The organism is Streptomyces sp. WZ.A104 (genome assembly GCF_002382885.1).
Taxonomy (GTDB): Bacteria; Actinomycetota; Actinomycetes; order Streptomycetales; family Streptomycetaceae; genus Streptomyces.
Genome location: NZ_NWVL01000095.1, coordinates 1 through 13,512, shown reverse-complemented (window position 1 = coordinate 13,512; position 13,512 = coordinate 1). Strand labels below are relative to the sequence as shown.

13 protein-coding genes and 1 pseudogene are annotated in these 13,512 nt (G+C 69.3%); 7 read left to right on the top strand and 7 right to left on the bottom strand.

The genetic code is table 11. The features are described 5' to 3' along the window. The first annotated feature begins 36 nt into the window (after nucleotides 1-36). The 5 genes from CIB93_RS33075 (at nucleotide 37) to CIB93_RS33055 (ending at nucleotide 5,366) form a co-directional block, all read left to right on the top strand. Nucleotides 37-516 carry a hypothetical protein gene (locus CIB93_RS33075; RefSeq protein WP_096632317.1) on the top strand — a complete coding sequence of 160 codons (480 nt, stop codon included), beginning with the start codon at nucleotides 37-39 and terminating at the stop codon, nucleotides 514-516. 689 nt (nucleotides 517-1,205) lie between these two features. After that, the gene (locus CIB93_RS33070; protein WP_096632305.1) at nucleotides 1,206-2,201 is read left to right on the top strand and encodes a bifunctional lytic transglycosylase/C40 family peptidase; all 996 of its coding nucleotides are present in this window, start codon (nucleotides 1,206-1,208) and stop codon (nucleotides 2,199-2,201) included. A gap of 321 nt (nucleotides 2,202-2,522) precedes the next feature. Then, entirely contained in the window at nucleotides 2,523-3,254 is a 732-nt protein-coding gene (locus CIB93_RS33065) for a phosphatase PAP2 family protein (RefSeq protein ID WP_096632303.1), read from the top strand. A 724-nt stretch (nucleotides 3,255-3,978) separates the two neighbouring features. Next, nucleotides 3,979-4,869: a hypothetical protein gene (locus CIB93_RS33060; protein WP_096632302.1), complete on the top strand. Its 891-nt coding sequence runs from the start codon at nucleotides 3,979-3,981 to the stop codon at nucleotides 4,867-4,869. A 260-nt stretch (nucleotides 4,870-5,129) separates the two neighbouring features. Then, on the top strand, nucleotides 5,130-5,366 hold the full coding sequence (locus CIB93_RS33055; protein WP_096632300.1) for a hypothetical protein: 237 nt from the start codon (nucleotides 5,130-5,132) through the stop codon (nucleotides 5,364-5,366). Nucleotides 5,367-5,595: 229 nt separating this feature from the next. Here the strand turns inward: CIB93_RS33055 and CIB93_RS33050 are convergent, their stop codons facing one another. Continuing rightward, a complete protein-coding gene (locus CIB93_RS33050; protein ID WP_096632299.1) occupies nucleotides 5,596-5,979 on the bottom strand; it encodes a metal-sensitive transcriptional regulator in 384 nt (127 codons plus the stop codon). A gap of 277 nt (nucleotides 5,980-6,256) precedes the next feature. Between CIB93_RS33050 and CIB93_RS33045 the strand changes: the two genes are divergently transcribed. Next, on the top strand, nucleotides 6,257-6,877 hold the full coding sequence (locus tag CIB93_RS33045) for a DUF47 domain-containing protein (protein ID WP_069740154.1): 621 nt from the start codon (nucleotides 6,257-6,259) through the stop codon (nucleotides 6,875-6,877). A gap of 5 nt (nucleotides 6,878-6,882) precedes the next feature. Continuing rightward, nucleotides 6,883-7,881: an inorganic phosphate transporter gene (locus CIB93_RS33040; protein WP_096632297.1), complete on the top strand. Its 999-nt coding sequence runs from the start codon at nucleotides 6,883-6,885 to the stop codon at nucleotides 7,879-7,881. A gap of 137 nt (nucleotides 7,882-8,018) precedes the next feature. Here CIB93_RS33040 and pstB read toward each other — a convergent pair whose 3' ends face one another. The 6 genes and pseudogenes from pstB to CIB93_RS33010 all read right to left on the bottom strand — a co-directional run. Next, nucleotides 8,019-8,795 (bottom strand): phosphate ABC transporter ATP-binding protein PstB, encoded by a 777-nt coding sequence (gene pstB / locus CIB93_RS33035; protein WP_096632296.1) that lies wholly within the window; start codon nucleotides 8,793-8,795, stop codon nucleotides 8,019-8,021. A 25-nt stretch (nucleotides 8,796-8,820) separates the two neighbouring features. Next, nucleotides 8,821-9,894: a phosphate ABC transporter permease PstA gene (gene pstA, locus CIB93_RS33030; protein WP_096632294.1), complete on the bottom strand. Its 1,074-nt coding sequence runs from the start codon at nucleotides 9,892-9,894 to the stop codon at nucleotides 8,821-8,823. After that, nucleotides 9,891-10,883 (bottom strand): phosphate ABC transporter permease subunit PstC, encoded by a 993-nt coding sequence (gene pstC, locus CIB93_RS33025; RefSeq protein WP_096632293.1) that lies wholly within the window; start codon nucleotides 10,881-10,883, stop codon nucleotides 9,891-9,893. Before pstC ends, pstA begins: the two co-directional genes overlap by 4 nt. 94 nt (nucleotides 10,884-10,977) lie before the next feature. Continuing rightward, nucleotides 10,978-12,120 (bottom strand): phosphate ABC transporter substrate-binding protein PstS, encoded by a 1,143-nt coding sequence (pstS, locus tag CIB93_RS33020; protein WP_096632291.1) that lies wholly within the window; start codon nucleotides 12,118-12,120, stop codon nucleotides 10,978-10,980. Nucleotides 12,121-12,357: 237 nt separating this feature from the next. Then, nucleotides 12,358-12,756, bottom strand: a complete 399-nt coding sequence (locus CIB93_RS33015) for an NUDIX hydrolase (protein ID WP_257002474.1) — start codon at nucleotides 12,754-12,756, stop codon at nucleotides 12,358-12,360. A gap of 137 nt (nucleotides 12,757-12,893) precedes the next feature. Next, nucleotides 12,894-13,512, bottom strand: a pseudogene (locus tag CIB93_RS33010) (CHAD domain-containing protein); the annotation flags it as partial.

Sequence of the window (13,512 nt, the reverse complement as noted above, 5' to 3'; positions counted from 1 at the left end):
ATACTGGTTGGGTGCGTGATGCGGGAGGGGTCGAGCATGGACATGCAGGCTGCGGCGGAGCGGTCTGATGAGATTCTTGACTCCGTACTGCGGGAAATTCAGCCCGAACTGCGATGGACGCATGGACCCACAACTGTGGGAATCTGCGATGTGTCGCGCAGGCGTGTCGTTATGACGCACATCTCTGTTGCGCGAAGGGGGAACCTTTTGGGGGTCGTGGATCGGTTCTGGCGTAAGAGCGGGTATCGCATGACTGTTGTCAACAACGATGCAGAATTTCCGGCTATCTACGCCCGGACGCATGATGGGTTCGGCATGAGACTTCGCATTGGGGGCAAGGGTCAAGCCTTCTTCCAGGTGGACACGCCGTGTGTCCGTGAGTCCGAAGTGGCTGACTCCACCAGCCAGGCGACTGCGCCCCTCTATGAGGGCATGGAGTTCATTCCTCGCCCGAACATCCACTCCGACTTCTGGTCGGCAGAGACGCCGGAAGTCGGCGCAACGTCCGGGCGATGACTTGAGCGAGTTGGATCAACTTGTTGGCTGTGTGCGAGCTTTGATTCCGCCATTGGTCCCTGGGTCCATGTCGCTCCCCCTGTCGGCGTGGTCGCATACGCGGAGTGACTTACCTGGTGTCGTTCCGCCCACTGGCGAGGCAAGGGACTGCTCTTGGTTGGCATGCGAGGAAGTGCGGTTTCTGCTGGCGTCGGTGCAAGCGCTGCCACGGCAGGCTCGGAAGGGCATGCGATGCCCCGGTCGTTGCAGGCAGTCCTGATCCTGGTTCGTTTGCTCGTCGTGGACACCCTGGTGGGCGTGGCCAGGTTGCTGTGCGCGTTCGTATTGTCGCTGTACGTCCGTGCTGGCGGTGTCCGCGTCTGACGCGGGCTCCTCGCCGTGCAGGTGTGGGTCGTTCTTGGCGGGAGCGCGGAGCTGGGTGGTGCAGCAGGGGGGCTGTCCTCCGCCCGGCCCAACGGCCAGTCTGACCTCTGGCCGGGGGAAGGAGGTGAGATCCTGTCAGTTCTGCTGCTTTGGGCTTCCGCCTTCCGTTCTGTGGTGGTGAGCCGGGGACGCCCCCCTGTGCCTCCGGTGCGCCGGTGATGTGTCGCGGATGACTCGGGAGAGTCGCGGATGACTCGTACACACCCGCGAAAACACCCCTGAAGCGTCCCTCGATGGGGGATGGTTGAGGGGTGCGGAAACTCTGGGTGTTCGGTGGCATCGGCGTCGGCATGGTCATGTGCTTCATGGCGCTGCTCGTCGTCGGTACGTACTCGGCCGCCGCCGGTCTTGCCGGGGCGGGCGGCGGTGGTGCCGTCGCGCTCGCCAAGGGTGCCGTGCCGGCGCGGTACCAGCCGCTCGTGCAGAAGTGGGGCGATCTCTGCCCGGCCATCAACCCCGCGCTGCTGGCCGCGCAGTTGTACCAGGAGAGCGGCTGGAATCCGCGGGCGCAGAGCCACGCCGCCGCGCAGGGCATCGCCCAGTTCATCCCCGGCACCTGGGCCACACACGGGATCGACGGCAACGGCGACGGGAAGCGGGATGTCTGGGACCCCGCCGACGCGATTCCCTCGGCGGCCTCGTACGACTGCGAGCTCGCCGGGTACGTGAAGAAGGTGCCGGGCGACCCGACGAACAACATGCTGGCCGCCTACAACGCCGGGGCCTACGCGGTGATCAAGTACGGCGGTGTCCCGCCTTACAAGGAGACGCAGAACTACGTCAAGATCATCCGCTCGCTGGAGAAGAGCTTCGCCCGGCCGGTCGGTCGTGTCGCGCCCTCCCGGCAGGCGGCCGGGGCCATCTACTTCGCGCAGAAGAAGCTCGGCACGCCGTATCTGTGGGGCGGCAACGGTACGCCCGAGCAGCAGGGGCGGTTCGACTGCTCGGGGCTGACCCAGGCGGCGTACCGGACCGTGGGCATCGAGCTGCCGCGCGTCGCCAACGACCAGTACAACGCGGGACCGCATCCCGCGCGGGACGAACTGCTTCCGGGGGACCTGGTGTTCTTCTCCGACGACCTGACCAACTCCCGGGCGATCCGGCATGTCGGGCTGTATGTCGGGGGCGGCTATATGATCAATGCCCCGTTCACGGGAGCGGTGATCCGGTTCGACAAGATCGATACGCCGGACTACTTCGGTGCGACCCGGGTCACCAAGGACGGGGCGGCTGCCCTGCCGACGGATCTGCCTCCGGGGTGAGACGGATTCCTCTCCAGGGGTCCGTTTCCGGAGGTCCACCTCCACGGCTGACGTCCAGTCATCCGTGGCCGGAACTCTCCGTGAAGCCTGGGCCCTGAGCTGCGACGACGAGTCACTCTTCGATAACGTCATGGTGATCATTCGGTGGAGAGCGGAACGCACGCGGCGGCCGGGCCGTTCCCTGGAGAGCACAGTGCAGTAGAAGCGGATCGCACCGAACACGGGGGTTCGACCACGGCGGCGCGCTCGGACGTGCGTCGCAGCAGATGATCCAGCAGATGAAGCAGCAGATGAAGCAGACAAGGCAAGGGGCCGCAGCAGATGGCTGGACTCGAACTCGACGGGTCGAACCCGGACGTCGGTCTGCTCTACGACATCAACGGGCTCGCGAGGGCCGCTCCGACCTGGTTCGACCGGACCATGGAGTTCGTCGGCGAGTACGGGATCATGTTCGGCCTGGTCCTGGTGGGCCTGTGGTGCTGGTGGAGCATGCGCAAGCGAGGGACGCTCGACGACTCGGTGACGGCTGCCGCCGCCATCGTCTGGGCTCCGCTCGCCGCCGCGATCGCGATCATCATCAACATCCCGATCCGCGGATTCGTCGAACGGCCTCGTCCGTTTAACGACCACGAAGGCCTTGAGGTCCTGATCCACGGCAAGACGGACTTCTCGTTCGTCAGTGACCACTCCACGCTGGCCATGGGCATCGCCGTCGGCATCTTCGTGGCGAACCGGAAGTTCGGCTTCATCGCGATCGGCCTCGCGCTCTTCGCGGGCGTCAGCCGGATCTACATGGGCGTCCACTACCCGACCGACGTGATCGGTGGGTTCGCCCTCGGTACGGCCGTCACCCTGCTCCTGGCGCCGCTCGCCATGGCGCTGCTGACTCCGCTGATGGCGGCGATCTCGCGTTCGCCGCGCGTCGGCTGGTTCGTCCGCTCCAAGAAGCTGTCCGTCGCGTACGCCGATGAGCGCGGCGACGCGATGGGCATCCCCGAGCCGCGGCCCGGAGCCGGACGCGGCGACGCCGGGGAAAAGGATCTCGCCGCCTGACCCTCCGCTCGACCGTCAACTGCATGATCGTTTTGCCTCCGTTCCCCCAGGTGCTCAGAGCGCCTGGGGGAACGTGCGTGCATGGGTACCCGGCGGTCCTGTACGGGTACCCGGCGGTCAGGCGGCGGCGAGGTGTTCGGCTGCGTCGGTACGGGCCCGGTCCCGGGACCTGCGCGCCGGGCCCGACCAGCCGCAGGCGCAGCGGGCCAGGCAGAACGAGCCGCGCTCGATTGTCGTGGCGCTGTGCCCCACCGGTGACGGAGGGGGAGGGGGAGAGGGAGGGGAAGAAGGCGAAGGGGGCGCAGGGGGTGGGGAGTGCGCCGGTGGGGTGAGGGCGGGCCGGATCTGGGTGTGCGGGACGGTGGCGGTGCGAGCTGGGGCAGGGGGTTCCTCATGCACGTGACCACGGTACTGGCGGCGGCCGGTGAACGGAGGGCCGAGTGCCGGATGCCCTCCGTGCGCTTGCCGCGCATGACGCCCACCGGCCGCCCGCCATGGGCCGCCGCACTGCATGACCCACCGGCTGCCCGCCCTGCGGCCGCCGCCCCGCATGACCCACCAGCCGCCCGCCGTGCGGCCGCTCCGCATAGCGCCCACCGGCTGCCCGCGTACCCGCCCCCGCCGCTCGTCGCGCCGGGGGCGGCGTGACGAGCGGCGCCGGTGGTCGTTATGCGAGGCGGGTGAGGGCTCGGGCCGGGCGGAAGTCGTTGGGGGTTGGCAGGCGATGGTGGTGCAGCAGTACAGGTACGGAGGCGGGGCCCGTGCTGCCTGCGCCCTCGCCGTGGCCGGGGTGATGGCTGTCACCGCCGGGTGCTCCAGTGGGGACGGCGGTGATGACGGGAGCGGCGCGGGTGACGGGTCCGGGCAGCGTGCCGTGGCCGCCGAGCGTCCGATCGATGTGCTCGGGCAGGCCGCGGACGCCCTCGTCGAGGCGGGCGGTGCGGAGGCCCGTACGTCGATGGAGACGGCGGTCGGCGGGACCCGGGTGACGATCCGGGGGCAGGGCGCGTACGACTTCCGTAAGCAGCTGGGGCGGCTCAAGGTGGTGCTGCCCCAGGACGCGGCGGGCAAGGACGCGGCGGGCAAGGACGGCCACCGGCCGATCACCGAGCTGCTCGCCCCCGGCGCGCTGTACATGAAGAACCGTGGCGCCGGGGTGCCCGACGACAAGTGGGTCCGGATCGACACGACCACGCTGAAGGACGGCAACCTCGTCACCGGTGGGGTCACCGATCCGATGGCCGCCGCCGAACTGCTGCGCGGGGCCGACCAGGTGACGTACGTGGGGAAGTCCGAGCTGGCCGGGGTGATGGTGCGTCACTACCGCGGCGTCGCGGACCTCGGGCGTGCCGCGCGCGATGCCTCTCCCCTGTCACGCGGGGCGTTGAGCGCGGCGGCGAAAGGGTTCAGCAACGATGCCGTCCCCTTCGACGCCTACCTCGACGAGGACGGCCGGCTGCGGAAGGTACGCCACCGCTTCAGCTTCTCCTCCGAGGCCGGGGGCCCTGAGGTGTCGGTCGTCTCGACGCTGCTGCTGTACGGGTTCGGGCTGCCCGTCACCGTCACCCTGCCGGACGACGACGACATCTTCACCGGCCGGATCCAGCAGGGTTGAGGGAAGGGGAAGGGGAAGGGGAAGAGGGAAGGGAAGGGTGAGGCAGGGGAGGGGCGGGTGGTGGCCCGTGGAGGGGTCTGGTGGGGCGGGGTGGCCGGTTGGGAGGGGGCCGAAATGGTCCGTCCGTGCCATGCGCGGTGCGTATCGCGATCCCTACGCTAGGAAGCCGGTATGTGTCGGGGTCCTGGTTGCCAGGGTCCCGGTTGCCGGGTCCCGGGTCTCTGAGGCCCGGGCCTCAGGGGCGACGACGGCAGAGAGAGGTGACGCAGGTGGTGACGCTCAGCGCTCCGAACGCTCAGGACTGTGTGGCCCTCGCCGAGATCGAACTGTGTGGCGAGCTGATGATCGCCGCGTCGGCGGTGGTGGGCGAGGAACGCCTGAGCCCCGACCGTATCGACGAGGTGCTCAAGGTCCGGGACGAGTCGCTCGGTGTCCGGGGCCGGGACACGGAGTCCTGGACGGCGGCTGTCCCCCGGCAGGCTGCTCGCCGGGGGTGACCCCACGCGCCCGTGGCACCGGGCGGACCGAACGCCCTTGGTGGCCTGTATACCCCTGCCAGCTCCGTCTGCTCCTGGCGGCCCGACGCCCCTGGTTGCCCGTGTGCCCCGGGCAACCCCGTATGCACTCGGTGGCCCGTACGCCCCAGGTGCCCTGTATGTCCCGGGGTGGGGCGGACGAGGGCTCCTCGTCCCGCCCACGCGGACCCGGCCCCCGCCCCGCCCCGCCTCAGGTACGCAGCAGGCGGGCGATCGCCTTCGTGGCCTCTTCGACCTTCGCGTCGATCTCCTCGCCGCCCTTGACCGCCGCGTCGGCGACGCAGTGGCGCAGGTGTTCCTCCAGCAGCTGGAGGGCGAAGGACTGCAGGGCCTTCGTGGAGGCCGAGACCTGGGTGAGTATGTCGATGCAGTAGACGTCCTCGTCGACCATGCGCTGGAGGCCGCGGATCTGGCCCTCGATCCGGCGCAGCCGCTTGAGGTGTTCGTCCTTCTGGTGGTGGTAGCCGTGGATGCCGCGGTCGTGGTCGGTGACGACGTCCGCGGGGGCGGTCGCCTCGGGGTCAGGGGCCGCCGCGCCCGCCGATTCCGTCCCCGTGGTTCCGGTCGTGGTCATCTGCGTCCTCCGTCTGTCCTCGTGGGGCTTGTCCTCATGGGGCCCATGAGGACCGGGGCCCTGCGGTGCTGCGTAACCGCTCTGCCGTGCCGGCCTGCCGCGCCTTACGTCCTTATACCCCTGCCGGGTATATCGTACCGAATTCTGCCGAAACATGACCGGGGGTCCGTACTGATCACTCTGTCCGATGGGCGACACTGAAGAACGCCGGTTAGCCGTGGCCGGATGATGCGCCTAGCATCAGCCTGACCGAACTCAATGCATCCGAGGACCCCACGTGCGCTTTCGTCTGACCCCCAGGGAGACGAGCTTCTACGACATGTTCTCCGCGTCCGCGGACAACATTGTCACGGGCTCGAAACTCCTGATGGAACTGCTCGGGGCGGATTCTGCCTCCCGAGTCGAGATCGCGGAGCGGATGCGGGCAGCGGAGCACGCGGGGGACGACGCCACCCACGCGATCTTCCACCAGCTCAACTCCTCCTTCATCACGCCGTTCGATCGCGAGGACATCTACAAGCTGGCGTCCTCGCTCGACGACATCATGGACTTCATGGAGGAGGCCGTCGACCTGGTCGTCCTCTACCAGGTCCAGGAGCTCCCCAAGGGCGTCGAGCAGCAGATCGAGGTGCTGGCCCGGGCGGCGGAACTGACCGCCGAGGCCATGCCGGGGCTGCGGACCATGGACAACCTCACGGAGTACTGGATCGAGGTCAACCGGCTGGAGAACCAGGCCGACCAGATCCACCGCAAGCTGCTCGCGCACCTCTTCAACGGCAAGTACGACGCCATGGAGGTGCTGAAGCTCAAGCAGATCGTGGACGTGCTGGAAGAGGCGGCTGACGCTTTCGAGCACGTCGCCAACACCGTGGAGACCATCGCGGTCAAGGAGTCCTGAACCTCGTGGACACCTTTGCGCTGATCGTGACCATCGGTGTCGCGCTCGGATTCACGTATACGAACGGCTTCCACGACTCGGCTAACGCCATCGCCACCTCTGTCTCCACCCGGGCGCTGACCCCGCGTGCGGCCCTGGCGATGGCGGCGGTGATGAACCTCGCCGGTGCCTTCCTGGGCCAGGGGGTCGCCAAGACCGTCAGCGAAGGCCTCATCGCCACGCCCGTGGGGCAGAAGGGGATGGGCATCCTGTTCGCGGCGCTGGTCGGCGCGATCATCTGGAACCTCATCACCTGGTACTTCGGCCTCCCCTCCTCGTCCTCGCACGCCCTGTTCGGCGGGATGGTCGGGGCGGCGCTGGCCGGTGGTACGGATGTGATCTGGTCCGGGGTGCTGGAGAAGGTCGTCATCCCGATGTTCATCTCCCCGGTCGTCGGCCTGCTGGTCGGCTACCTGGTGATGGTCGGCATCATGTGGCTGTTCCGGAACGCCAACCCGCACAAGGCCAAGCGCGGTTTCCGGATCGCGCAGACGGTCTCGGCGGCGGGCATGGCGCTCGGCCACGGTCTCCAGGACGCCCAGAAGACGATGGGCATCGTGGTGATGGCCCTGGTCATCGCCGATATCGAGGGCCCCAACGACGAGATCCCCATCTGGGTGAAGATCGCCTGTGCGGTGATGCTCTCGCTGGGTACGTACGCGGGTGGCTGGCGCATCATGCGGACCCTCGGCCGGAAGATCATCGAGCTGGACCCGCCGCAGGGCTTCGCGGCGGAGACGACCGGCGCGTCGATCATGTTCGGCTCGGCGTTCCTCTTCCACGCCCCGATCTCCACGACGCACGTCATCACCTCCGCGATCATGGGCGTCGGCGCCACGAAGCGGGTGAACGCCGTGCGCTGGGGCGTCGCGAAGAACATCATCCTCGGCTGGTTCATCACCATGCCGGCCGCGGCGCTGGTGGCCGCTCTCAGCTATGGAGCGGTGTTCCTGTTCTTCGGCTGAGCCGACCACGTGCGACGTGGACGTATACGTAGACGTGAAGGGGTCCGCCCCCGTTCTCCTCGGAGAACGGGGGCGGACCCTTTCGCCTTGTGGTGGCACCGCCATGCAGCACCGCAAGGCCGTAATGGGGGAGCGGATCAGCCGAAGCGGCCGGAGATGTAGTCCTCCGTGGCCTGGACCGACGGGTTGGCGAAGATGCGCTCCGTCTCGTCGATCTCGATGAGCTTGCCGGGCTGGCCCACGGCCGCCAGGTTGAAGAACGCCGTACGGTCCGAGACGCGGGCCGCCTGCTGCATGTTGTGCGTCACGATGACGATCGTGAAGCGCTCCTTCAGCTCGCCGATCAGGTCCTCGATGGCGAGGGTCGAGATCGGGTCGAGAGCCGAGCACGGCTCGTCCATCAGCAGGACCTGAGGCTCGACCGCGATGGCGCGGGCGATGCACAGCCGCTGCTGCTGGCCGCCGGAGAGGCCGGAGCCGGGCTTGTTGAGCCGGTCCTTGACCTCGTTCCAGAGGTTGGCGCCCTTGAGCGACTTCTCCACGACGTCCGTGAGCTCGCTCTTCTTGTGCGTGCCGTTCAGACGCAGACCCGCCGCGACGTTGTCGAAGATCGACATGGTCGGGAAGGGGTTCGGGCGCTGGAAGACCATACCGACGGTGCGGCGGACGGCGACCGGGTCGACGTCCCTGGCGTAGAGGTTCTCGTCGTCCAGCAGCACCTTGCCCTCGACGCGACCGCCGGGGGTCACCTCGTGCATGCGGTTCAAGGTGCGCAGGAAGGTGGACTTTCCGCAGCCGGACGGGCCGATGAAGGCCGTCACGGAGCGGGGCTCGACGGTCATCGAGATGTCGTCGATCGCACGGTGCGTGCCGTAGAAGGCGCTCAGCCCGCTGACATCGATGCGCTTGGCCATGGGGATCACTTCACTTTCGGTGGCCTCAGCGGCCGGTCTGCGGGGCCTTCCAGCGGGCGATGCCGCGGGCCACCAGGTTGAGGATCATGACGAAGGCGATCAGGACCAGGGCGCCTGCCCAGGCGCGGTCGACCGAGGCCGTCGTGCCGACGGAGTACTGCTCGTACACGTACAGCGGCAGTGACGACTGCGCTCCGTCGAAGGGGTTCGGATTGATCAGCTTCGTGCCGAAGACGAGCAGCAGGACGGGGGCGGTCTCGCCGGTGATGCGGGCCACCGCCAGCATCACACCCGTCGTGATGCCGCCGATCGCCGTCGGCAGGACCACCTTCAGGATGGTGCGCCACTGGGGAACGCCCAGGGCGAGGGAGGCCTCGCGGAGCTCGTTCGGGACGAGCTTGAGCATCTCCTCGGTGGAGCGGACGATCACCGGCATCATCAGGATCGCGAGGGCCAGGGAGCCGGCGAAGCCGGACGGGCCGAACCCGAGCATGAGGTTCCAGGTGGCGAGGACGAAGAGACCGGCCACGATCGACGGGATGCCCGTCATGACGTCGACGAAGAAGGTGACGGCCCGGGCCAGCCTTCCCCGCCCGTACTCGACCAGGTAGACGGCGGTCAGCAGGCCGATCGGGGCGGCGATGAGCGCCGCGATGGCCACCTGCTCGATGGTGCCGAGCAGGGCGTGGTAGACGCCGCCGCCCTCCTCGGTGTCGAGGAGACCGCTCATCGAGTGCGTGAGGAAGTAGCCGTCGAGGACGGTGACGCCCTTGCTGAGGGTGATCCACGCGAGGGAGAGCAGCGGCACGATGGCCAGCAGGAAGCAGACCCAGACCAGGCTCGTGGCGACACGGTTCTTGCCCTGGCGGCTGCCCTCCACCTTCGCGGTGATGAGGTAGGTGGCGGCCACGAAGACCAGGGCGGAGATCATGCCCCACTGGGTGCGGCTGTCCAGCCCGGCCACGAACCCGATCAGGCAGCCGGTGGCCACCGAGCCGACGGCGATGGCCGCGGGGGCCCAGCGGGGCATCCTGGCGTGGGCGAGCGTGGCGTGCGCCGGGGCGGCGACGGGGCGCTTTTCCTGGACGGTGTGGCTCATGCGTTGGCCCCCGAGTACTCCTTGCGGCGGGCGATGATCGCGCGGGCCGCGCCGTTGACCAGCAGGGTGATGGCGAAGAGGACCAGGCCGGAGGCGATCAGGGCGTCACGGCCGAATTCGTCCGCCTCGTTGAACTTCGCGGCGATGTTCTGGGCGAAGGTGCCGCCGCCCGGATCCAGCAGGTGTCCGGAGAGCACGAAGCTCGGGGAGAGGACGACGGCGACGGCCATCGTCTCGCCGAGCGCACGGCCCAGTCCCAGCATCGAGGCGCTGATGATGCCGGAGCGGCCGAAGGGGAGGACCGCCATCCGGATGACTTCCCAGCGGGTGGCACCGAGGGCCAGAGCGGCTTCCTCGTGCATCTTCGGCGACTGGAGGAAGACCTCACGGGTGACGTTGGTGATGATCGGCAGGATCATGATCGCCAGCAGGATGCCGACGGTGAAGAGGTTGCGGGCGGCGCCCTCGCTGGTCCGCTCGAAGATGTAGGTCCAGCCGAGGTACTCGTCCAGCCACTTGTTCAGGCCGTCGAGGTAGGGCACGAGGAAGACCACGCCCCAGAGGCCGTAGATGATGCTGGGGACCGCGGCGAGCAGGTCCACCAAATACGCTATCGGGCCGGCCAGCCGGCGCGGCGCGAAGTGCGAGATGAACAGCGCGATGCCGATGGCGACCGGCACGGCCAGCACCATCGCGATGACCGAGCTGACGATGGTGCCGAAGGCGAGGACCGCGATACCGAAGACGGGCGGGTCGCCGGCCGGGTTCCACTCGAAGGTCGTGAGGAAGTTCGCCTCGTCCTTGGAGATCGCGAGGACGGTGCGGTAGCTGAGGAAGGCCGCGATGGCGGCCATGATCACCAGGAGGGTGATGCCGGACCCCTTGGACAGACCGAGGAAGATCCGGTCGCCGGGTCGGGCCTTGCCGCGGGGAGCGCCTGTCGGCTGCTCCGGTGGCGGCGCTTGCTCGGGTGCGGTTGCTGTTTCCATCTGATGTCTCCGGTCTGCGGAGCCGTACGGCTCCTGGCGGCGGTGCACCGGAAGGCGCGGCCGGCCCCCGGTCAGGGGGCCGGCCGCGGCCGGGTCAGGACAGGGTGGGGACGATCTCGCGGACCTTGGCCGCGATCTCGGCGGGCATCGGCGCGTAGTGCGCGTCGGTGAGGACCTTCTGGCCCTCGTCGCTGATCGCGTAGTTCAGGAACGCCTTGACGGAGGGCAGGGTCTCGGCCTTGTTGCCCTTGTCGCAGGCGATCTCGTACGTCACCAGGATGATCGGGTAGGCGCCCTCGGCCTTGGTCGCGTAGTCGAGCTCCAGGGCCACGTCGTTGCCGGTGCCCTTGACCTTGGCGGCGGCGATGGCCTTGGAGGCGTTCTCCGAGGTGGCCTCGACCGGGGCGCCGGCACCGGTGTCGATCTTGACGGTGGTCATGTCGCTGGCCGCGGCGTAGGAGAGCTCGAAGTAGCCGATGGCGCCGTTGATGTCCTTGACGGCGGAGGCGACGCCGGCCGAGCCGCTGGCCGCCTGGCCGCCCTTGGCCTCCCAGGACTTCGAGGAGGCGTCGAACTTCCAGTCGTCGGGGGCGGCGACGCTGAGGTACTTGTTCAGGTTCTGGGTCGTGCCCGACTCGTCCGAGCGGTGGAAGGCCTGGATCGCGGTGTCCGGCAGCTTCGCGTCCGGGTTGAGGTCGGCGATCGCCTTGTCGTTCCACTTGGTGATCTTCGTGTCGAAGATCTTGGCGAGGGTCGGGGCGTCGAGGACGAGCTCGTCGACACCGTCGAGCTTGAACCCGATGGCCACCGGACCGCCGACCATCGGCAGGTTGATGCCCTTGCCGCCGTCCGCGCAGATCTTCTGGGAGGCGGTGACCTCGTCGGGCTTCAGGGCGGAGTCGGAGCCCGCGAAGGCGACCTGGCCCTGGGTGAACTTGGTGATGCCGCCGCCCGAGCCGATGGGCTGGTAGTTGATCTCGACGCCGGCGCAGGCGGCCTGGAACTCCTTGACCCAGATGTCCATTGCGTTCTTCTGCGCGCTGGAGCCGGCGGCCAGGATCTGGCCCTTGGCGTCGTCGCACTTGACGTTCGACGCGGCGGTCGACTTCTCGCCGCTTCCGGAGGCGCCTCCGCTGCTGTTGTCATCCGAACCGCACGCCGTGAGGACCAGGGCGCCGGAGACGGCGAGGGCACCGAGCGCGGTGGCACGAAGCCGGTTCTTGCGCTGAAGCTTCACTTTCGGGTGTTCCTTCCAGGAGCCGCCGTGGTCAGTTCGTTCTACGACGGCGTGCGATGGGGAGGAGTGCTGTGGCTTGCCGCCGCGCACCTTGTACGTCCGAAATTAGGCAGAACAGGTGAAGCCGCCAACGGGGGAGAGTGAACGGCAGGTGAACCGTGTCGGGCAGGCGGGTGCGCGGCCGGCCCGGCCCGGGGTGATGGTCGGGACGTGGACCAGGGCCTGATCAGGCGCGGATCAGGGCGCGGCGAGGGTGTCCAGCAGCGCGGTCAGCTGCTGGACGTCCCGGGGCTGGGTGAGGCGTGTGCGGGCCGCCCCCGGGGTGAGCCACAGGAGGCGGTCCACCTCGTCGTTCGCCTCGAAGGCGCCGTCCGCCGCCTCGGCCGCCCAGTAGGCGACCTCCTTGGGGCGGCCGTCCACCAGGTAGCGGGCGGTGGGGAGCCGGGTGCCCGGGGTGCAGTGGTGACCGGTCTCCTCCAGCACCTCCCGTACGGCGGCGGCCAGCGGTTCCTCGCCGCGCTTCAGCTTGCCCTTGGGGAAGGACCAGTCGTCGTAGCGGGGCCGGTGGACGAGGCAGATCTCCACGCCGTCGCCGCCGGGGGCGCGGCGCCACAGGACGCAGCCCGCGGCGCGGATGGTGCCGGTTCGCGTGCGGGGCTTCGCGGAGGCGTTGCCCGGGGGGCCGGGGGGCTCGGCCGGGCCGTGCGGGGCGTCCTGGTGCGTGGGGGCGTGGCCCGTGCGGCCGGGGGGCTCTGCCCGGCTGTCGGTGGGGCTCATGGGGCCGTCATGGCCGCTGTGTACGGCCAGGTCTCCCGGAACACCGCCCGGGCCGCCTCCACCTCGTGCCGCTGGTCCGCGTGGAGGACGCCCAGCGCGTACGCCGTGGCCGGGGCGATCCGGGGGGTGCGGGCCGCCGCGGCCGCCGCCGCGGCCGCCTCCACCGCGTCCCGGTGCAGGTCGAGGGCGTGCCCCGGGCCGGCCAGGGACGGGTCGGAGGTGCCCAGGACGACCTCGTGGGCGTACCGGTGCAGGCGCAGCAGCAGGCGGGCCTGGTGCCAGGGGCCGTCCTGCGCCTCGTTGTACGGCTCGGCCGCGTCGTCGGGCGGGAGGGCGGCCACCGCGGCCAGGAGGCGCTGCTCGGCCAGCTCGGCGGGTTCCAGGAGGGCTTCGGGGGCCCGGCCCGTGGTGCCGGGGGCCAGCGGGACGTCGGAGGCCAGCAGCGCCACCGCGTCGGCGACCGCGTGGAAGCGGGAGGAGCCCAGTGCCTGGAGGGCCGCGGAGTGTGCCCGGGTCCGGGCGAGGGTGAGGCGGCGTTCCAGCAGGGCGGCGGCCCGGGCCGCCCCGACCCCGAGCGCGGCGCGGCCCTGGGCGTCGGCGGCGTCGGCGGCGTCG